Below are 20,609 nucleotides of genomic sequence, written 5' to 3'. Positions count from 1 at the left end.
CGCCGCCAGTGGGGCGGGTATCACATGGGACGCGTGACGCAGCGCCGCAAGGTGCACAAATATGTGCTGGACGGCTCACCCAACGCCCTCGAATTCCCGGTCCGGCACCGCGAAGACGTGCTCGCCGTTGAAGAACCGCTGGAGATCCGGCTCGGCGCCCTCTCCTTCTCCGTGACCATGCGGACACCCGGTGACGACTTTGACCTGGTGGCCGGCTTTCTGGTGTCCGAGGGGATCATCTGGGCTCCAGAGCAGCTGGTGTCACTGCGTTTTTGCGCGGGGGAGGACGAAAATGGCGTCCAGACGTTCAATGTTGTGGAAGCCCAGCTTCGCCCCGACGTTGAGGTTCCGGCTACCGGCCGGAACGTCTACACCTCCAGCTCGTGCGGCATCTGCGGTACGGATTCCATCGAGGCCGTTCGGAAGTCATCCCACTACAGCCCGGCGGCCGATCCCGTCACGGTGCCCGCTGATGTCCTGGCCTCGCTGCCCGGACGGCTCCGCGAGGCGCAGGCAGTTTTCGACGTGACCGGGGGAGTGCATGCGGCGGGCCTGTTCAGGATAGGGGACGACGGCGGCGTGCAGCTTTTGTGCCTCCGGGAGGACGTGGGACGCCACAACGCCGTGGACAAGGTGGTGGGCTGGGCCCTGCGGGAACGGCTCCTGCCGCTCTCCGGGCTGGTCCTTCAGGTATCGGGCCGTGCGTCGTTCGAACTGGTCCAGAAGGCAGCATTGGCCGGCATTCCGGTCCTGGCTGCCGTAAGTGCACCCTCCAGCCTGGCCGTGGAACTTGCCGACGCCAGCGGCATGACACTGGCCGGGTTCAGCCGGGGGACCAGCCTGAACATCTATGCTGGGCACGGCAGGATCCTTCTTCCCGATGCGACGCCGGTGGCCGCAAAGCTTCCGGGATAGACACAGGGAAAGAAGGTTCCGGTATGGCCGGTGAAGCTTGGCTATTGGGCTACGACCCGGTAGATTTTATCCATCGAATGGACAGGTTTGTCCAGATTCGATTACCCCCGTTCAAGCATTAAAGAGGCCTCACATTGCATGACGACCGCCGGATCACGGAAGTCCGCCTGGACCGCTTTGTCCGGGAACGGATCACGCCCGCCGTTTACGCCCGGAGCATTCCTCTGGGACTGAGCAGCTGGGATGTACCGGACGAACCAGTGACCGTGATGGAGGCTCTGCGGCACGACTTCCTCCCGCAGGACCACGGGGCTGCCTGGGGGAAGCCGTGGGGCACCAAGTGGCTGAGGCTGCAGGGCGATGTTCCCGAATCCTGGGGCACCGACCCCGAGACCACAGTGGAAATTGTCGTTGACCTGGGATTCACCACTGAAATCCCCGGCTTCCAGTGTGAGGGGATCGCGTGGCGCCCGGACGGCACCATCATCAAGGCCATCTCGCCGCGGAACCAGTACCTCCCGCTCAAACTGCTGGGCAGCGGCATGGCAGTGGACTTCTACGTTGAAGCAGCCGCCAACCCGGATGTTGCGCAGGGCTGGACCTTCGCGGCCATGCCATACGGGGACAAGGCCACCGCCGGGACGGCGCCCCAGTACAGGCTCGGCACCATCGCCATCGCGGAGCTGAACCAATCCGTGTGGGAACTCCAGCAGGACATCTGGTCGCTGGCCGGGCTGATGCACGAGCTCCCCATGGAACAGCCGCGGCGCCATGAAATCCTCCGCGCCCTCGAACGCATGATGGACATCATGGACCCGGACAACATTGCCGGGACCGCGGCCGCCGGCCGGGAAGCGCTCGCCGAGGTTCTGTCCAGGCCTGCCTATGCCTCGGCCCACCAACTGGTGGCTACCGGCCACGCGCACATCGATTCCGCCTGGCTCTGGCCGGTGCGCGAAACCATCCGCAAGTGCGCCAGGACGTTCTCCAATGTGGTGGCACTGATGGACGAAAATCCCGGCTTTGTCTTCTCCTGCTCCTCCGCCCAGCAGCTTGCTTGGATGAAGGAGTTCTATCCCGAGCTTTTTGGCCGCATACGGGAAAAGGTCAAGGCCGGGCAATTTGTCCCTGTCGGTGGCATGTGGGTTGAATCGGACACCAACATGCCCGGCGGCGAGGCGATGGCCCGCCAGTTCGTGGAGGGCAAAAGCTTCTTCCTCGAAGAATTCGGCATCGAATGCCGGGAAGCCTGGCTTCCGGACTCGTTCGGCTACTCCGCGGCCCTGCCGCAGATCGTCAAGGCGGCCGGCAGCCGCTGGTTCCTGACACAGAAGATCTCCTGGAACCAGATCAACCGGATGCCCCACCACACCTTCAACTGGGAAGGCATCGATGGCACCCGGCTGTTCACGCACTTCCCTCCGGTGGACACCTACAATTCCGAGTTGAGCGCGCGCGAACTGGCGCACGCCGAACGAAATTACCGGGATCACGGGCGCGGCAACACGTCACTGGTGCCTTTCGGCTACGGCGACGGCGGTGGCGGACCCACGCGCGAAATGCTGGCAGCCGCCAGCCGCGCTGCTGACCTGGAAGGCTCACCCAGGGTCCGCATCGGCTCGGCGGAAAGCTTCTTCACGCAAGCGGAGGAAGAGTACACGGCCCTGCCGGTCTGGGTGGGGGAGATGTACCTGGAACTCCACCGCGGCACGTACACCAGCCAGGCCGAGACCAAGCGTGGAAACCGGCGCAGTGAACACCTGCTCCGGGAAGCCGAACTGTGGTGCGCTACGGCCGCCGTCCGCAACGGCGGGGCCTTCACCTACCCGGCGGCCGAGCTTAAACGGATCTGGCGGCTGGTTCTGATGCAGCAGTTCCACGACATCCTCCCCGGCAGTTCCATCGCATGGGTGCACCAGGACGCCGAACGGAACTACGCCGCAGTCAGCTCAGGCCTCGAGGGACTCATCGCGCAGGCCGCTGCTGCCGTACTGGGTTCCGGCTCCCTGGAGTTCCTGCTCAACGCCGCGCCCCATGCCCGCAACGGGGTTCCGGCCCTGGGCGCTGCCGAACCCGTCGCCGCAGGCCAGCGTGTCCAGGCGAGCGCTGCGGACGGTGGCTACGTGCTGGACAACGGCGTCATCAGGGCTGTCCTGGACTCCAATGGCCTGATCACCTCCCTCATTGATTACGCCACCGGACGGGAGGCCATTGCGCCCGGGCAGCGCGGCAACCTGCTGGAGCTGCACCGGGACACCCCGAACGAATGGGACGCTTGGGACATCGATGAGTTCTACCGCCGCAGCGTCACGTCCCTCGCCCAGGCGCTTACCATCCGGCTGGAACACGATGGCCAAACCCCTGTTGTAGTAGTGGAGCGCCTGGCAGGTTCCTCTCCTGTCACTCAGCGGATCGCACTGGAGGCCGGCAGCGAATCGCTGGCGATCACCACCGCCGTCGACTGGCAGGAGCGTGAGAAGCTCCTGAAGCTTGGGTTTCCGCTGGACGTCCGGGCGGACCGCTCGGCGTCCGAGACGCAGTTTGGCCACGTTTACCGTCCTACCCACGTCAACACTTCGTGGGAGGCTGCGAAGTTTGAGATCTGCGCCCACCGCTGGATACATGTAGCCGAACCCGGGTACGGCGTGGCTATCTCGAATGCATCCACCTATGGGCATGACGTCACCAGGAGCATCAGGGAGGACGACGGCGGCACCACCACCACCGTGCGGCTTTCGCTCCTGCGGGCGGCCAAATTCCCGGACCCTGACGCAGACCGCGGCCACCACGAACTGACAATGACCATCCGCCCCGGCGCCAGTATCGCGGAAGCCGTGGAGGAGGGATACCGTACCAACCTGAGCCCGCGGATTGTGCGCGGCGCCAAGCCGGTGGAGCCGCTGTTCACCGTGGGCAATCCTGCGCTGGTCATTGAAGCGGTCAAGCTTGCCGAGGACGGCTCGGGCGATGTCATCGTCCGGCTGTACGAGTCCCTGGGGCAGCGGTCTATGGGAGTGCTTACAGCCAACTTTCCGGTCAGGGGCATCCTGGCCACGGACCTGCTCGAACGGCCTGCAGAGTCTCCGGGTGTGGCCGTGGCAGGGGAGGGCATAGTGGAGCTGTCGCTGCGTCCTTTCCAGCTGGTGACCTTGAGGTTCGCCCGCTAGGGACGGCCACGGTGCAAGCCGGCCACAACCCCTGTTAAACAGGCTGAGTGGGGGCGGTCCCCAACGGCCGCCACCACTCATCCCCCCAAATTGCGCAAAGGCCACTGAGGCGGAACGTCCAAGAAGCTATCCCCGTTCGCAGACGCCCGGCGCCTCGCCTTCACACATTCATGATTGTTTCATATTCTAATGATTTTGTGAATCGGCGGCAGTTACTTTTCGGTAGAAGTCTTTTCCCGGGCAACATTGCGCCCATACCGGACCTTTGCCGCCCAGATCAACGTCAGTCCCACCACAAAGCAGAGTACCGCTGTGTAGTTTATGACGAATTTCGCCGGCCCCCATTCCGGCGGGGCTACCGGGAAGAGCAGCGTCAGCGCAATGGCCACGGCACCAGCGGCCAGCAAAACGGCTGCCAGCCGCACCATGGCAGGTAGCCTGCTGCGGACAGCGCTCACCATGGCCGGAAGCAGAACAAGCGAAACATACGCCGGATAGGCCCGCCCGGCGGCGCCGTAGTACTCGACCAACATGGCGTCCGGACCGCCCCGCAGCGAGATGTCCTGCAGGCCTGAGGAGGAACCCGCGGAATCAATCAGCAGGAACAGGACAACCACTGCCAGGGAGACCGTGGCAAGGACAGCCATTCCGATCCGGCCCGTCACCAGCCGGTAGCCATTCGTGGCGCCGAAGCCCCTGGTAATGCGGATGCCCACACAGAAGATTGCCGCGAAGATGACAAAGCGGAGGATGAGGTTTGCCGCATTGACCCCGCCCAGGGCCCGGTCGATGGCAACGTATGGCCCTTCGATGCTCAGGAGGATCGCCAGGGTCAACAGTGCAAAAATGAAGAAGACGGTCCTGTTTTCCCCCCGCAGTGCGCTGGGAACGCGGGCTGCGGCAACCACGCCGCACGTCGCCAGTGTGGACCACTGAAGGACTTCGATCATCCCAGGTTCTCCCAGATTTTGTTGGTTTGTTCCTGGTCATGCTCTTGGCGCCGGAGCGCCTTCCCCAGGGCCTGCAGGCGCTCCCCGGCCAGCGTTGTCAGATCTCCGTCGGGGAGGGTGTCCAGCGCCGCCTGCCTGGCCCCCGGCGGCCAGCCGGCCTCTGCCTCAGTGATCAGGCCGGAGGCCACCAGGCCGCCGGCAGGTCCGACGCCGGCAGCCTGGGACGTGGCGATGGCCAGTTCGGGGGACAGCCGGTTCGCCGTTAACTGCGCCGAATAATTCTGCGGGGCGATCCCGGTGGCGACGGACACCCGGTGCCGCAACTCGCCGTCGTCGATCGCTTCCACCCAGGCCTTGACGGACGTGGCATGCGGCGCCGGGCTTAGGGCCGGCCGTTCTGCCGACGGCTGGCCCGCCGGATCCACGGCGGCGCGTGCCAGCACGGCGCGCAGGAGGTCCGGCGTAGAGATCTGGCTAACGAGCTCGCACGTAGTGGGCGGAAGCACGGGCCCGGCGAGTTCCTGGAACGCGTCGAACGCGGCCAGGGCATTGACGGGATTGATGTTGAAGGCGCGGCTGATGCTCACCACGGTGGTCTCCGCGACTTTGCCGCGGACCAGCTGCTGGGCGAGTGTGGTCCGCTTGATCCCAGAAATCCGGCAGACGTCAGCGGTGGTGGTGTCAGGCGCGATGCCTTGCAACCAGCGCTGGAACGCCTTGGCGGGGAGGGGCATGGAGTGCTCTCTGCAGGGACGGATGTATGCCTTGATTTTAGCCTGCCGGACCATAGGGAACTTTGCGGGCCAGCGGGGATTCGACTATGCTTGATGGTCGAGCCCGCTGGTCCGTACGCCCCCCAAGTCCGGTCCAGCGGGTTCTTTTTAAGCCCTGCCGCCTGCGGGCGAGAGAATGGACCAATGACTGCAACCCTTGTTGCCAAAGACCTTGCCGGTGGCCACGATCACCGCACACTCTTCTCGAAACTTTCCCTGACCGTTGCACCCGGCGATGTGGTGGGCGTAGTGGGTGCCAACGGTGCGGGCAAATCGACGCTGCTGCGGCTGCTGGCCGGTGTTGACCAGCCCCAGGAGGGCACGGTCAGCCTTGCCCCCGCGGACGCCTTTGTGGGCTGGCTACCCCAGGAACATGAACGGGTGGCGGGCGAAACGGTGGGCGGTTACATTGCCCGCCGGACCGGCTGCGCGCAGGCTACCGCGGAGATGGAGTCCACCGCTGAGGCCCTGGGGTCGGGCGCTCCTGGCACCGACGACGCCTATTCGCTGGCCTTTGACCGCTGGATGGCTTCCGGTGCCGCCGACCTGGATGAGCGCGTTCCGGCTGTCCTTGCCGATCTGGGCCTGGAGACCGGTCCGGACGCCCCCATGACCGGGCTCTCCGGCGGCCAGGCCGCCCGCGTGGCCCTTGCTGCCCTGCTGCTCAGCCGCTTCGACATTGTGCTGCTGGATGAGCCCACGAACGACCTCGACCTGGCCGGATTGGCCAAACTGGAGGCCTTTGTGCAGGGCCTCCGCGGCGGCGTGGTGCTGGTGTCCCATGACCGGGAGTTCCTGGCCCGCTGCGTCACCACCATCGTGGAGCTGGACCTGGCCCAGAATTCGGTGGCAGTGTACGACGGCGGCTATGAGGCCTTCCTGGAGGAACGGGCCGTGGCCCGGCGGCACGCGCGTGAGCGCTTCGAGGATTTCGCCTCCACCAAGGCGGATCTCGTGTCCCGCGCCCGCACGCAGCGCGAGTGGAGCTCCCAGGGTGTGCGAAACGCCATGAAGAAGAGCCCGGACAATGACAAGATCCGGCGTGCGGCCAGCACCGAGTCTTCGGAGAAGCAGGCCCAGAAGGTCCGGCAGATGGAGTCCCGCATCGCCCGGCTGGACGTGGTGGAGGAGCCGCGCAAGGAATGGCAGCTGCAGTTCACCATTGGCCAGGCAGCCCGGTCCAGCGCGGTGGTGGCAACACTGCGGGATGCCGTGGTGCACCAGGGAAGCTTCACCCTGGGCCCGGTCAACCTCCAGCTCAACGCGGGGGAGCGGATCGGCATCACCGGCCCCAACGGAGCGGGCAAGTCCACCCTCCTCCGGCTGTTGCTGGGTGTACAGGCGCCGGACTCCGGCAACGCTGCCCTGGGCGCGTCGGTGGCGATCGGCGAAATCGACCAGGCACGCGGTTTGCTGGCCGGGCACCTGAACCTGGCTGACGCCGTCGAAGCCGTGCTCACGGACATGAACCCGGCGGAGATCCGGACGCTGCTGGCCAAGTTCGGGCTGAAAGCGGACCACACGGCACGCCCGGTTGATTCCCTCTCGCCCGGCGAACGCACCCGCGCGGCGCTGGCCCTGCTGCAGGCTCGCGGCGTGAACCTGCTGGTCCTGGACGAGCCTACCAACCACCTGGACCTGCCCGCCATTGAGCAGCTGGAAGAGGCGCTGGGAAGTTATGAGGGCTCTTTGCTGTTAGTAACCCATGACCGGAGGCTGCTCGAGAACGTTCAGCTGGACGTACGGTGGAATGTGGAAAATGGGATGGTAACTGAACTGATGGCAGACGCAACGGAGCAACAGCGATGAGCATGGACGGCGTTGCCTGGCACTCCCTGTACAACATCACCCGGGCAAAGAGCGGGTCCAAGCCGTTTTCCAAGGCCACACTGAAGCGGGTCCTGGGCTTCGCGCGCCCGCACCGCCGGAAACTGATTGCCTTTGTGCTGCTGTCCATTGTGATGGCGTTCCTTGCCGTAGCCACTCCGGTCCTGGCCGGCCAGGTGGTTGATGCCATTGTGGCCAAGGCCGGAGCCGACGAAGTGATCCGGCTTGCCATGCTGATCGCCGTAGTGGCCGTTGCCGAGGCAGGGCTGGGGCTGGTGAGCCGCTGGCTCTCCTCCACTATCGGCGAGGGCGTGATCGTCGATCTCCGCACCAGGGTGTTTGACCATGTGCAGAAGATGCCCATCGCGTTCTTCACCCGGACGCGCACAGGAGCCCTGGTCAGCCGGCTGAACAATGACGTCATCGGGGCACAGTCCGCGTTCGCCGGCACGCTGTCCGGGGTGGTCAGCAACGTAGTGGCCCTTGTCCTGACGCTGATCGTGATGCTGGGCACGTCCTGGCAAGTGACGGTGCTGGCGATGGTCCTGCTGCCGATCTTCCTGATTCCTGCCCGGCGGATGGGGTCCAAACTTGCGGACCTCAGGCGTGAGGCCGCCGAGCACAACGCGGCCATGGGCACCCAGATGACCGAACGGTTCTCGGCTCCGGGCGCCACCCTGGTGAAGCTCTTCGGCCGGCCAGACGAGGAATCCCGGGAATTCGCGCTCCGGGCCGGCCGGGTCCGCGACATCGGCATCCGCACCGCAATGCTGCAGTTCACCTTCGTGACAGCCCTGACCCTGGTGTCCGCGCTGGCACTGGCCCTGGTGTACGGGCTGGGCGGCTGGCTCGCCATCGGCGGCCAGCTTGCCCCCGGCGATGTTGTGGTGCTGGCCCTGCTGCTGACCCGCCTGTATGCCCCGCTGACCGCCCTCTCCAACGCCCGCGTCGAGATCATGAGTGCCCTGGTCAGCTTCGAGCGCGTCTTCGAAATCCTGGACCTCAAGCCGCTGATCCAGCAGAAGCCGGACGCCGTGGCTGTTCAGCCGGGTCCAGTGTCCGTGGAATTCGACGACGTCCGCTTTGCCTACCCGTCCGCGGACAAGGTGTCGCTGGCCTCGCTGGAGGAAGTGTCCACCCTGGATACCCGCGGCGGCGAGGAAGTGCTGCATGGCATCAGTTTCCGCGTGGAACCCGGGCAGACCGTGGCACTTGTTGGCTCTTCGGGTGCGGGCAAGTCCACCATCGCTCAGCTCCTGTCGCGGCTCTACGACGTCGATTCCGGCGCCGTGCGGCTGGGTGGGACCTTCCCGGGCACCGGACTGGACGTCCGGGACGTGACCTTTGATTCGCTTCGGGACACCCTGGGCATGGTCACCCAGGATGGCCACCTGTTCCACGAAAGCATTGCGTCCAACCTCCGCCTTGCCCGGCCGGAAGCCACCGAGGATGACATGTGGGACGCCATCCGGCAGGCCCGGCTGGAAACCATGATCCGGTCCCTTCCGGATGGCCTGGACACCGTGGTAGGCGAACGGGGCTACCGGCTCTCCGGCGGCGAACGCCAACGCCTTACCATCGCCAGGCTGCTCATCTCCCAACCAAGGGTGGTGATCCTGGATGAAGCGACTGCCGCGCTGGACTCCACCAACGAGGCTGCCGTTCAGGCTGCCCTGGGCGCAGCGCTCGAGGGGCGCACCGCCGTCGTGATTGCCCACCGGCTGTCCACCATCCGTGCCGCTGACGTCATCCTGGTGGTGGAGGACGGGCGGATCGTGGAACGTGGAACGCACACGGAACTGCTGACAGCGGAGGGCCGTTATGCGGAGCTGTACCGGACACAGTTTGCCGAGGCCACTGCGGTGGTTGAGGAAGCCGTGCCGGAGTACTAGCTGCGTGCTGCGGCAAGCTCCGGGAGGATATGCTCCGTGAGCAGCGGGGCGAGGTCTGCCGGCAGCGGCGCGGCCAGGTCCAGCCAGCGGATTTCGGCGATTTCGGCCGAGGGGTGGGCCGTCCACGTTCCGGGCGCGCGGAAGACGGTGGCTTCGATGTCCGTGGCGGCCTCGTTCGCGGCGTCCGCAATCCAGGTACCCATCAGCTGCAGTTGGCGGGGATCCACAACAATCCCCACCTCCTCCGCGAGCTCACGGGCAGCAGCCTGCACCGCGCTTTCACCTGGCTCGGGCTTTCCGCCGGGATGCATGAACATGCCGGTGCCGCGCTTGCGGACGGTCAGGAGCCGGCCGGCGTCGTCGAAAACGCAGACAGCAGAGACAACAATTCGGGATTTCACGGTTACGAGCCTAGCCGCTGCAGGGTGGACGTCAGCAGCAGGTCCTTGTCCGGCCCGCGCACATCCCACGTGTAGCTGAACCGGTCCGGGCCTTTGAAGACATAGGTCACGCGGTAGGTGTCCGGATCGCACCAGTGCTGGTCCAGGTTGGCTTCCGGTGTAAAGCTCATCCGGTGGAAGGTACGCCCGTTTGTGAAAAATACGTCCAGGGCGTCTGCCCGGCCGGCGGGTTTCAGGAGGTATTCGCGTGAGGCGGGGCCAGTGAAAGAGGGCCAGCGCATGGTGCCTTCTTCGCGGAAAGCCACGGCGCCGTCGTCCGTGGGAGAAAAGAGTACGATGCCGGAAAAGGTCCCGCGGGTGCCGTTCGCCCGGTCCTGGAGCTGGCGTTCCACCGTCCAGCATCCTGCCTCTGCCGTGCCCGTGGCTGACCCGAGCAGGTAGGCGCGGAGGTCAAACTCCGGTTCGGGATGCTTCAAGTGCCCTCGATTGGAATCGAACCAACGACACCGGCTTTAGGAGAGCCGTGCTCTATCCACTGAGCTACGAGGGCGCGTATCCGCTGTTCCGGCAGGGCCGGTCCGTCCGGACACGGATACAAGCATACAAGGTGGGAGCCCGTACTACGCTCTTGGCATGAGATCAGCCCCCATGTCCGCTCCCGCGGTGGCCCATATCCCGGATACAACCTCCACACGGCAGTACATCGGCGCGTGGTCCGTCTTGAGCGTCCTGCAGTACTTTGCTGCGGAAGCGGCAGTGATCCGTGCCTGGGCGGGACCGCTGCCCTATGACCGACGGACGGGCTACATCAGCGACCTGGGGGCGGTCCAGTGCGGGATCTACGACGGCCGGGATGTCTGTTCTCCGTTGCACTGGCTGATGAATGCCTCGTTTGTAGTGCAGGGCCTCGGAATGCTCCTGGGGGCGCTGCTCCTAGGCTCAGGGCTGCTGTGCGTCGCCGCGAGGGCCGGTGCCAGCGTGCAACCCGGCCGCCGCAGGAAGCCCTGGCTGGCGGCTCTCGGCGTGCGCGCGCTGACCGGTACAGCCGGTGCCGGCACCATGATCGTGGGCCTGGTTCCGGAGGACCTGGGCTCCTTCTGGCATTTTGCCGGCGCGCTGATGTACTTCATTGCCGGGTCACTGGCAGTCCTGGTTCTGGGCATTCTGTGGCTTGACCAGACGCCGCTGGGATGGTTCGTCCTGGCGTGCGGGGTGGCATCGCTCGCCGCGCTGGTTACCGCCGGCCTGACCCAGATGGACGTCCCGGAACCCGGCACGCTGGAACGCCTGATGGGCTATCCGGTTACCGTGGGTGTGGCGTCCGCCGGGCTGGTTATTGCACAGCGGGTGCACCGGCACCGGAAGGAACTGCGCGCTACGACTGCGGCGGCGTAACTGCTTCCGGTCCGCGGGGTTTCCGCGGATGCGTCTTCCCCAGAAACACCGCTGCCGCCCCGGCCAGCAGGCTAAGGACCAACAGGACCCAGCCGGCAACAGTGAGCCCGGATGCCAAGGCGGTCTGGCCGGCGTCGGCCGCTTCCGAACCCAACACCGAGTCTATGGTGACGTTGCCCCACAACCGGACCACCACAAACAGCAGCGGTACTGCCCAGAGAATCCACCGGAGCTGCTTCCGGGCAACGTTGGTGCCAATTAAGAGCAGCCAGGTGAAGCCGAAGATGAGCGGGAACAGGGTTCCGGCCGTCTTGTGGACGAAGTTGAGCTGGCCACGGGCGTCGTCGTCCATGGAGGCGCGCAACTGGTCAATATAGGCGGGGTCGAACCCGCCCACCAGCGAGTCGGGCATTGCCAGGCCGCCGGACAGCTGCGTGAGCTGTTCCAGCGTCAGCAGATGGACGTACCAGAACAGGAACAGGCTGGCCACCACACCGGCGATGAGAATGAGGTTGCTGTTGCTCTGCGCCTTCTGCGGCGAACGGGCTGTGGTGGGATTGATCACCGGCGGAAGATGGTGCTGCGGAACAGCCGCCTTGGAGCCGTGCTTTTTGATCCGCTGCGCTGGTGTTTTGGCCATGGCACCATTATCCCGCCCCATAAACTGAAGCCATGACCATTGGCCGGCACAGCGCTGTTGAACTCGACTCCTCACTGGACGACTACCAGCTGGCGTCCGCCCTGGTCCGGGAGGCCGGACAGCTGGCGCTCCTGATGCGGATGGCGGGACTGCAGTCGCAACAGAAAACGTCCGTTTCGGATGTGGTGACGGCGGCGGACCACGCCGCGGAAGCTTACGTGCTGGAGCAGCTGCAGCGCTGCCGGCCGGAGGACGGGATCCTGGGCGAAGAGGGCACGTCGGTCCAAGGACGCAGCGGTCGGACATGGGTCATCGATCCCGTGGACGGCACCTACAACTTCCTGCACGGCTCCACTTACTGGTGCTCGGCCATTGCCCTCAAGGACTCTTCCGATGTGCTGCTCGGGGCAATCTTCCAGCCCGAGGAGGACAAACTCTGGCTGGGCGGCGCCGTCCAGCCGGCAACGCTGAACGGCGAACCCCTGACCGTTTTCCACGACGACGGCGGCGCCCGCAACAGTGCGGCGGTGGCGGAAATCGGCGCGGCTACCTATATCCACCCGACCTGGCTGGCTGATCCCCTCTGCGCCATGCCGTGGCACGCCGCCGCCACATCGGCAGCAGCACTGCGGATGCTCGGTTCCGGATCCTGCGACCTTGGCCGCGTGGCAGACGGCCAGCTGGGCTGCTGGTTCCAGCACAGCTGCCCCGAGTGGGACTGGCTGCCCGGCAAAGCGATTGTCTGCGCCGCGGGCGGCGCCACGGATACTGTCCGGGTCAACGGACTGGAGTGGTTCATGGCAGGAGGCACGACGGCGGTACGGGAGTTGCGTGCCGCCCTTGAGTCCGGCTCGGTTGCCTGAGCCCCGGACCTATGACCCGGGGGGAACGGTTAACCGGGCTGCGTAATCCACAGGCTGGAAGTGAGTGTCGGCCCCACCGCCTAGACTTGTAGGCACCATGGATATGTTGTTTGACCCGTACTCTGACGGACCGTTCAAGGCCGCCCCCAAAGCCGCCGCCCGCACCAAGTCGCGCGCCGAAGGCCTTGCCGCGGCCGAGGGAATCGGCGGTGGCGGGCCGGGGCGCGGAGCCGAAAATGCCGTCGGCTGGGCGAATACTCAGCAGGCTGGCAGCCAGCAGCGCGGGGCCCAGGACGCTGACCGCAAGGCACACCACCGGCCAGACGCCGCGCAACTGCTTCAGGGCCTGAATCCGCAGCAGGAGGAGGCGGTCAAGCATGCAGGCAGTGCTCTGCTGATCGTGGCCGGTGCCGGCTCAGGCAAAACCAGGGTGCTCAGCAACAGGATCGCCTACCTCATCGCAACCGGCCGCGCCCACCATGGCGAGATCCTCGCCATCACCTTCACCAACAAGGCAGCTGCGGAAATGCGGGAGCGCATCCAGGCCCTGGTGGGCGGCCGCGCGAAGATCATGTGGATCTCCACCTTCCACTCGTCCTGCGTGCGCATCCTTCGGCAGGAAGCGGCCAACGTCGGCCTGAAGTCCAACTTCTCCATCTACGACTCCGCCGACTCGCTGCGGCTCGTCACGCAGGTGTCCAAGAGCCTGGACCTGGATCCCAAGCGGTTCGCGCCCAAGGCCATCCAGCACAAGATCTCGGCGCTTAAGAACGAACTCATCGATGCCGATTCCTACTCGTCGGCCGCCAACCATAACGATCCCTTCGAGTCCGCCGTGGCGGAGGTCTTCAAGGGCTACACGCAAAGGCTGCGCCAAGCCAACGCCATGGACTTCGACGACCTCATCGCTGAGACCGTCTACATGTTCCGCGCCTTCCCAGCGCTCGCCGATTCCTACCGTCGGAGGTTCCGGCACGTCCTCGTGGACGAATACCAGGACACCAACCACGCCCAGTACGCGCTGGTGCGTGAAATCGTGGGCGAGGGACCCGGAGCGTCCGAGCTCACCGTAGTGGGCGATTCCGACCAGTCCATCTATGCCTTCCGCGGCGCCGACATCCGCAACATCGTGGAGTTCGGGAACGATTACCCGGACGCCCGCACCATCAAGTTGGAACAAAACTACCGCTCCACCCAGAACATCCTGAGCGCCGCCAACTCAGTGATCTCGCGCAACCCCAACCGTCCAGAAAAAAGACTGTGGACGGCAGAGGGCGAAGGCCACAAGATCATCGGCTACGTGGGCGAAAACGAACACGACGAAGCCCAGTTCATCGCCAAGGAAATAGACCGGCTCCAGGACGAAGACAACCTCCGCCCCGGCGACGTGGCCATCTTCTACCGCACCAACGCGCAGTCCCGTTCCATTGAGGACGTGCTGGTCCGCGTTGGCCTGCCCTACAAAGTAGTGGGCGGCACCCGCTTCTACGAGCGCAAGGAAATCAAGGACGCCCTCGCGTATCTCCGCGTTCTGGTCAACCCTGACGACGACGTCAACCTGCGCCGGGTGCTCAACGAACCCAAGCGCGGAATCGGTGACCGCGCCGAGGGAGCCGTGGCCGCGCTCGCCCAGCGTGAGCGCATGTCCTTTATGGCAGCGGCCCGGCGGGCCGAGGAAGCGCCGGGCATGGCCACCCGCTCCGTCAACGCCGTCCTGGGTTTCGTGAAACTCCTCGATGACCTGGCCGAGGTGGCCTCCGGCTCCGGCGCCGCCGCTGCCCTTGAAGCGGTGCTCGAACAGACCGGGTATCTTGCCGGGCTGCGTTCCAGCACTGATCCGCAGGACGAGTCCCGGGTGGAGAACCTGGCGGAACTCGTCGCCGTCGTGCGTGAATACGAACAGGAGAATCCCGAAGGTTCCCTGGGCGCTTTCCTGGAGCAGGTGTCCCTGGTGGCCGATGCCGACCAGATTCCGGACGCCCCGGGAGCTGACATCGACGCTGCCGTGGCTGAAGCCAAGCGCTTGGGTGTGGTGACGCTGATGACCCTCCATACCGCCAAGGGGTTGGAGTTCCCGGTGGTGTTCCTGACCGGAATGGAACATGGGCTGTTCCCGCATCAACGGTCTGCGACGGATCCCAAGGAGCTTGCGGAGGAACGCCGGCTCGCCTACGTGGGCCTGACCCGCGCCCGCAAGCGGCTGTACGTCACCCGCTCCGAGGTCCGCAGCATGTGGGGCCAGAGCCAGTACAACCCCGCCAGCCAGTTCTTGGAAGAGATTCCATCCGAGCTGGTGGAATGGAAACGCGAGGGTTCCAGCAGGCAGTCCGGCGGCTGGGGCAGCGGCGCGCCCATCGGTTCCAGCCGCTATGGCGGGTCCTTCTGGGGCGCTGGGACGGCCCGGGGGGCGGCTGCAGATTCCAGCGCCGGCTTCAATTCTGATGTTCCGGCCGCCATTGCCAAAAGCCGGGTCCAGCCGCAGAAGGAAATTGTTGCCGTCAGCGTGGGGGACAAGGTCAACCACACCAGCTTCGGCAACGGCACGGTTCTGGCCCTGGAAGGCGCCGGGGATAAGACCGTGGCGAAGGTCAAATTCGATGTAGGGGAGAAGCGGCTCCTGCTTCGGTATGCGCCACTGACCAAGCTCGACGCCTAGGCCGGCTTGCCCTTGTCCAAGGAGTACGTCTGTCATACAGTTCAGGAACGCGCCGGTAGCCACTGAACCGCTAGGGGTTGGGCGAATTCCGTACGGCAGATTCGGGGCACTACCGTGAAGATCCTGTTCGCCAGCCAGGCCATCGACGGCCATTTCAATCCCATGACGGGTGTCGCGATGCGGCTCAAGGACCGCGGCCATGACGTCGCCTGGTACACCGGCCCGGTTTACCAGGACAAACTCCAGAACATGGGCATTCCGCTCTTCCCTTTCCGCCGCGCGGTGGAGCACCGGGCGGACAACCTGAACGAGCTTTACCCGGAACGGGCAAAGCTCAAGGGGCCCCGGGCGATTGGGTTCGACGGCGAAAAGATCTTTGCCAGCAACGTGAGCAATTTTTTCGAGGACATCCGGGAGTTGCACGAGGATTTTCCCTTCGACGTGGCGGTGGTGGACAGCTCCATGTTCATTCACCGGCTCGTTTCCCACTTGATGGGCAAAGCCTTGGTGAACTTTGTGGCGATCCCGAACATGGAAAGCGATCCGTTGGTGCCGCCGCTCTTTTTCGGCTTCAAACCACCCCGGAATCCGCTGGAAAAGGTGGTCCAGGCTGCAGCCGGGCTACTGTCGGACAAGGTTATTCTCAACCCTGCCAACCAGAGCTACCGGCGGCAGCACGCCACTTACGGACAGGAAGTGCCCCGCCGTGGACGCCTCACAGATGAGCCCTACCGCTGTTCGGAGGCCGTCATCCAGACCGGTCCGGAGTCCTTCGATTTCCCCCGCCGGAACGTGAACCCCAAAGTCCATTACGTCGGCGCGCTCCTGCCCTACCGGCCCAGCGTGGAAGAAGGTCCGGCGGCCGACCGTGACGATGAATGGCCGGCCCATCCCACCACCCTGCTGGTGACGCAGGGAACCGTGGATAACCTGGACCAGAACAAACTCATCGTCCCAGCCTTGGAAGCGGTGAAGGATATGGACGCACTGGTGATCGTTGCCACAGGCGGCCGTGGAACTGAGGCCCTGAAAGCGCGCTACCCGCAGCCCAACATTGTTGTGAAGGACTACGTGGACTTTGCCAAAGTCTTCGAATTTACCGATGTGTTTATCAGCAACGGCGGTTTTGGCGGCGTCCTGCTCAGCCTGTCCAAGGGTGTTCCCCTGGTGGTCTCCGGCATCAACGAAGGGAAAAGCGACGTCAACGCCAGGGTGGAATACGCCGGCGTCGGCATCAGCCTGGGGACGGAGTCGCCCAAGCCCCGCGACCTTGCCAAAGCTGTCACTGCCGTCCTGACGGATCCCGGCTGGAAAAATCGGGCACTGCAGATGCGTGAGCAGTTCAATTCGGAGGATCCGGCCGAGGCGTCCGCTGCCGTCGTCGAAGGTGCCCGCCGTCCCGCCACGGCCTGACATGCCCAGCATGGCGCATAATGGAGCCCATGCTACGGACTGTATTGGGGATCCTGGCCGCCCTCTTGCTGCTGACGGCCACGGCCTGCACCGTCACCACCAAGGACCCCGGCTACGTGCCGCCGCCGCCGCTGCCCGCGCTGGAACAACTCCAACAGGCGCCACTGGTTGACCCCAAAGGCTTCTCGCAGGGGGAGGACATCCTCTCTTTCATCACCGAGGACCGCAACGTGGCCTGTTCCCTGACGTCGGCCCGTGGGGAACACCTCAACCTCCCGTATGAGGAGAACAGCTTCAGCGACAGTGCCAACAACAGGCTGGCCACCATCCCCGTTGCGCACTGCGAACTGGCCACCTACGCCAAACCCGCGGCAACCGACGTCAAGGACGACTGTGCCGGCACCGGACTGGGCTACCTGGGCGGGACCGCCCTGCTGACGCCGGAATCCGCGAAGTACGGCGAATGTCGTTCCGGCGTCACACAAATGGAGGCAGCATACGGCCCCAAGGGGAGCAAGACCGGTCCCCTCACCCAACTGCCGGTGCTCGCCGAGGGCCAGAACATCGAACGGAACGGGCTGCGCTGCTCGGCCTACAACGGCGGGGTGGCGTGCGGAAACGTGTCCGGCGGCGTCGCATTCTTTGTTGCACGGGAACGCTACGAACTTATTTCCAAGGCCCCCGAAACGGCGTCCCCGGTACCGTCCCAAGCGTCAAAAACCCCGTAATTCCGCGGTTTTTCTACGCTTCATAGAATAGTGTCCTTACTCACATAAGCGGTACTCTGGGACGGGCCGGTCCCCAGAAAGGACTAGAGTTCCCAGAGGAGCAGTGCGCCGCGTGGCTCGTTTCCAACCAGTCGCAGGCGCCTGCAATCCGCAGCCCGGTCATCGTCTCCGATGGTGTCCGACTGTACAGAAACTACTTCGACGTAGAAGGACACTAAACCGTGGACCTGTTTGAATACCAGGCGCGCGATATGTTCGAGGCGCACGGTGTACCCGTGCTTGCTGGCATCGTGGCGTATACCCCAGAAGAAGCAAAGGCAGCAGCCGAGAAGATCGGCGGCGTAACTGTCGTAAAGGCCCAAGTTAAGGCCGGTGGCCGCGGTAAGGCCGGCGGCGTGAAGGTTGCCAAGACCGCCGATGAGGCACTTGAGCATTCCACCAACATCCTGGGCATGGACATCAAGGGCCACACCGTCAACAAGGTGATGATCGCCCAGGGTGCTGACATCGCTGAGGAATACTACTTCTCTGTCCTGCTGGACCGGGCCAACCGCAACTACCTGGCCATGTGCTCGGTTGAAGGCGGCATGGAAATCGAGCAGCTCGCCGTCGAACGCCCCGAAGCGCTGGCCAAGATCGCCATCGATCCGGCCGTCGGCATCGATCAGGCCAAAGCTGACGAAATCGTCGCAGCCGCAGGCTTTGCTGAGGAACTGCGCGGCAAGGTCGCCAGCGTAATCCTCAAGCTCTGGGACGTCTTCAAGAAGGAAGACGCCACCCTTGTTGAGGTCAACCCGCTGGTAAAGACCGGCGCGGGCGAGATCGTGGCCCTTGACGGCAAGGTCTCGCTGGATGAGAACGCCGACTTCCGCCACGCCAAGCACGCACTCCTGGAAGACAAGGACGCTGCTGACCCGCTGGAGGCCAAGGCCAAGGCCCAGGACCTCAACTACGTCAAGCTGGACGGCGAAGTGGGCATCATCGGCAACGGCGCCGGCCTGGTCATGTCCACGCTGGACGTTGTTGCCTACGCCGGTGAGAACCACGGCAACGTCAAGCCCGCCAACTTCCTGGACATCGGCGGCGGAGCATCCGCTGAGGTCATGGCTGCAGGCCTTGACGTCATCCTGGGCGACGAGCAGGTCAGATCCGTGTTCGTGAACGTCTTCGGTGGCATCACCGCATGTGACGCCGTCGCCAAGGGCATCGTTGGTGCACTTGCCGAGCTCGGCCACTCCGCGAACAAGCCGCTGGTAGTCCGCCTCGACGGCAACAACGTTGAGGAAGGCCGCCGCATCCTGGCCGAGGCCAACCACCCGCTGGTTACCCTGGCCGCCACCATGGACGAGGGCGCCGACAAGGCCGCCGAGCTCGCCAACGCAGCTAAGTAAAGGGACGCACCATGTCTATCTATCTGAACAAGGACTCCAAGGTCATCGTCCAGGGCATCACCGGCGGCGAAGGCACCAAGCACACGGCCCTCATGCTGAAGGCCGGCACCAACATTGTTGGCGGCGTCAACGCCCGCAAGGCCGGCACCACGGTCCTGCACGGCGAGAACGAAATCACTGTCTTCGGCACCGTTAAGGAAGCCATCGCAGAGACCGGGGCTGACGTATCCATCGTCTTCGTCCCGCCGGCCTTCACCAAGAACGCCGTCGTTGAAGCCATCGAGGCCGGTATCGGTCTGGTCGTCGTCATCACCGAAGGCGTTCCGGTCCAGGATTCCGCCGAGTTCTGGGCACTGGCCCAGTCCAAGCTTGACGCCGACGGCAACCAGGTCACCCGCATCATCGGCCCGAACTGCCCCGGCATCATCACCCCGGGTGAGGCCCTGGTGGGCATCACCCCGGCGAACATCACGGGCAAGGGCCCCATCGGCCTGGTTTCCAAGTCCGGAACCCTGACCTACCAGATGATGTACGAACTGCGCGACCTTGGCTTCTCCACCGCCATCGGCATCGGCGGCGACCCCGTCATCGGCACCACGCACATCGACGCCCTTGCTGCGTTCGAGGCAGACCCCGAAACCAAGGCGATCGTGATGATCGGCGAAATCGGCGGCGACGCTGAAGAGCGCGCGGCCGAGTTCATCAAGGCCAACGTCACCAAGCCGGTTGTTGGCTACGTTGCAGGCTTCACCGCTCCCGAAGGCAAGACCATGGGCCACGCCGGCGCCATCGTCTCCGGTTCCGCCGGAACCGCCCAGGCCAAGAAGGAAGCCCTTGAGGCTGCTGGCGTGAAGGTCGGCAAGACGCCGTCCGAGACCGCCAAGCTGCTGCGCGAAGTTTTCGCAACGCTCTAGCACCAAAAAGTACAGCGCGGGGTCACCTGCCGTCCTCTCCGGACGGTCCAGGTGGCTCCGCGTTTTGGTTAAGTACGACGGCGGACGGTCACCTTCTTCTGGAAGGTGACCGTCCGCCGTCGTACTTGGTGCGGGCGCGGTGACTAGGCGTTCGCGTGGAGCCGGGGGAGCGCGTCCACCAGCGCGGCCAGCTCGGGAATCTCCTGGGCCTCCGCCAGGGCGCGTTCCAGGGTGGCGTCATGGACCGGCCGGGTTTCCTCCAGCAGGGCGATGCCGCTGGGCGTGAGCTCGGTGTAGATGCCGCGGCGATCGTCCGCGCAGAGGATCCGGGTCAACAAGGCACGGTCCTCAAGCCTGTTGACCAGCCGGGTGGTGGCGCTGGCGCTAAGCGCGGTGGCGCGGGCGAGCTGCTGCATGCGCATGTGCCAGCCGTCCTGGCGGCTCAGCGCATCCAGAACGGTGTACTCCACTACTGACAGCTTTGATTCTGCCTGCAGGGAGCGTTCCAGCTCACCCTCGATCAGGCCGTGCAGCGCCGCGAGCGTGCGCCAACCCTGTGCCCGGACCTCCACGGCGTCGTCCTTGATGCCCATCTGTCTTTTCCTCTCCCGGGTGCTCCAGCCGCCTGACGGCGTGAGGCGGAGCACAATCGATAATAGTTGCTTGCGCGGTGTATCTGCTCGT

17 protein-coding genes and 1 tRNA gene are annotated in these 20,609 nt (G+C 64.8%); 11 read left to right on the top strand and 7 right to left on the bottom strand.

Annotated elements, in window-relative coordinates:
• The first annotated feature begins 24 nt into the window (after window positions 1-24).
• Together fdhD and QFZ30_RS16380 are read left to right on the top strand one after the other, a co-directional pair.
• Window positions 25-915, top strand: a complete 891-nt coding sequence (gene fdhD, locus QFZ30_RS16385; RefSeq protein ID WP_307077999.1) for a formate dehydrogenase accessory sulfurtransferase FdhD — start codon at window positions 25-27, stop codon at window positions 913-915.
• 134 nt (window positions 916-1,049) lie between these two features.
• A complete protein-coding gene (locus QFZ30_RS16380) occupies window positions 1,050-4,082 on the top strand; it encodes an alpha-mannosidase (protein WP_307077997.1) in 3,033 nt (1,010 codons plus the stop codon).
• Window positions 4,083-4,294: 212 nt separating this feature from the next.
• Here the strand turns inward: QFZ30_RS16380 and QFZ30_RS16375 are convergent, their stop codons facing one another.
• The gene (locus QFZ30_RS16375; RefSeq protein ID WP_307077994.1) at window positions 4,295-5,032 is read right to left on the bottom strand and encodes a hypothetical protein; all 738 of its coding nucleotides are present in this window, start codon (window positions 5,030-5,032) and stop codon (window positions 4,295-4,297) included.
• Window positions 5,029-5,766 (bottom strand): hypothetical protein, encoded by a 738-nt coding sequence (locus QFZ30_RS16370; protein ID WP_307077993.1) that lies wholly within the window; start codon window positions 5,764-5,766, stop codon window positions 5,029-5,031. The genes QFZ30_RS16375 and QFZ30_RS16370 overlap by 4 nt, the downstream gene beginning before the upstream one ends.
• Window positions 5,767-5,949: 183 nt before the next feature.
• On the opposite strand from QFZ30_RS16370, the gene QFZ30_RS16365 reads away from it, so the two are divergent.
• Together QFZ30_RS16365 and QFZ30_RS16360 are read left to right on the top strand one after the other, a co-directional pair.
• Window positions 5,950-7,614, top strand: a complete 1,665-nt coding sequence (locus QFZ30_RS16365; RefSeq protein ID WP_307077991.1) for an ABC-F family ATP-binding cassette domain-containing protein — start codon at window positions 5,950-5,952, stop codon at window positions 7,612-7,614.
• Window positions 7,611-9,524, top strand: coding sequence for an ABC transporter ATP-binding protein (locus tag QFZ30_RS16360; RefSeq protein ID WP_307077989.1), 1,914 nt, complete (start codon window positions 7,611-7,613; stop codon window positions 9,522-9,524). Before QFZ30_RS16365 ends, QFZ30_RS16360 begins: the two co-directional genes overlap by 4 nt.
• On the opposite strand, the gene QFZ30_RS16355 is transcribed toward QFZ30_RS16360, so the two are convergent.
• The 3 genes from QFZ30_RS16355 to QFZ30_RS16345 form a co-directional block, all read right to left on the bottom strand.
• On the bottom strand, window positions 9,521-9,925 hold the full coding sequence (locus QFZ30_RS16355; RefSeq protein ID WP_307077988.1) for an NUDIX hydrolase: 405 nt from the start codon (window positions 9,923-9,925) through the stop codon (window positions 9,521-9,523). The two genes, QFZ30_RS16360 and QFZ30_RS16355, sit on opposite strands and share 4 nt — an antisense overlap.
• A 2-nt stretch (window positions 9,926-9,927) precedes the next feature.
• Window positions 9,928-10,401, bottom strand: a complete 474-nt coding sequence (locus QFZ30_RS16350; protein ID WP_307077985.1) for a DUF6314 family protein — start codon at window positions 10,399-10,401, stop codon at window positions 9,928-9,930.
• A gap of 1 nt (window position 10,402) precedes the next feature.
• Window positions 10,403-10,475: transfer RNA gene (locus tag QFZ30_RS16345), tRNA-Arg, on the bottom strand.
• Window positions 10,476-10,558: 83 nt separating this feature from the next.
• On the opposite strand from QFZ30_RS16345, the gene QFZ30_RS16340 reads away from it, so the two are divergent.
• Complete coding sequence (locus QFZ30_RS16340) at window positions 10,559-11,320, top strand: DUF998 domain-containing protein (RefSeq protein ID WP_307077982.1); 762 nt, start codon at window positions 10,559-10,561, stop codon at window positions 11,318-11,320.
• On the opposite strand, the gene QFZ30_RS16335 is transcribed toward QFZ30_RS16340, so the two are convergent.
• Complete coding sequence (locus QFZ30_RS16335) at window positions 11,301-11,960, bottom strand: hypothetical protein (RefSeq protein WP_307077980.1); 660 nt, start codon at window positions 11,958-11,960, stop codon at window positions 11,301-11,303. The two genes, QFZ30_RS16340 and QFZ30_RS16335, sit on opposite strands and share 20 nt — an antisense overlap.
• 32 nt (window positions 11,961-11,992) lie before the next feature.
• On the opposite strand from QFZ30_RS16335, the gene QFZ30_RS16330 reads away from it, so the two are divergent.
• The 6 genes from QFZ30_RS16330 to sucD all read left to right on the top strand — a co-directional run bounded on the left by QFZ30_RS16330 (window position 11,993) and on the right by sucD (window position 19,925).
• On the top strand, window positions 11,993-12,823 hold the full coding sequence (locus QFZ30_RS16330; protein WP_307077978.1) for an inositol monophosphatase family protein: 831 nt from the start codon (window positions 11,993-11,995) through the stop codon (window positions 12,821-12,823).
• Window positions 12,824-12,920: 97 nt separating this feature from the next.
• On the top strand, window positions 12,921-15,479 hold the full coding sequence (gene pcrA, locus QFZ30_RS16325; protein ID WP_307077976.1) for a DNA helicase PcrA: 2,559 nt from the start codon (window positions 12,921-12,923) through the stop codon (window positions 15,477-15,479).
• 114 nt (window positions 15,480-15,593) lie between these two features.
• Window positions 15,594-16,892, top strand: coding sequence for a glycosyltransferase (locus QFZ30_RS16320; RefSeq protein WP_307077974.1), 1,299 nt, complete (start codon window positions 15,594-15,596; stop codon window positions 16,890-16,892).
• A gap of 20 nt (window positions 16,893-16,912) precedes the next feature.
• Entirely contained in the window at window positions 16,913-17,620 is a 708-nt protein-coding gene (locus tag QFZ30_RS16315; protein ID WP_307077972.1) for a hypothetical protein, read from the top strand.
• Between the two features lie 221 nt (window positions 17,621-17,841).
• Window positions 17,842-19,011, top strand: a complete 1,170-nt coding sequence (sucC, locus tag QFZ30_RS16310; protein ID WP_307077970.1) for an ADP-forming succinate--CoA ligase subunit beta — start codon at window positions 17,842-17,844, stop codon at window positions 19,009-19,011.
• 11 nt (window positions 19,012-19,022) lie between these two features.
• Window positions 19,023-19,925, top strand: a complete 903-nt coding sequence (sucD, locus tag QFZ30_RS16305) for a succinate--CoA ligase subunit alpha (RefSeq protein ID WP_307077968.1) — start codon at window positions 19,023-19,025, stop codon at window positions 19,923-19,925.
• Between the two features lie 143 nt (window positions 19,926-20,068).
• Here sucD and QFZ30_RS16300 read toward each other — a convergent pair whose 3' ends face one another.
• Entirely contained in the window at window positions 20,069-20,518 is a 450-nt protein-coding gene (locus tag QFZ30_RS16300; RefSeq protein WP_056346690.1) for a MarR family winged helix-turn-helix transcriptional regulator, read from the bottom strand.
• Window positions 20,519-20,609: the final 91 nt, after the last annotated feature.

Origin of the sequence: Arthrobacter pascens, from assembly GCF_030815585.1 — a bacterium.
GTDB classification, from domain to species: domain Bacteria; phylum Actinomycetota; class Actinomycetes; order Actinomycetales; family Micrococcaceae; genus Arthrobacter; species Arthrobacter pascens_A.
This window is presented reverse-complemented; position numbering and strand designations above follow the sequence as displayed.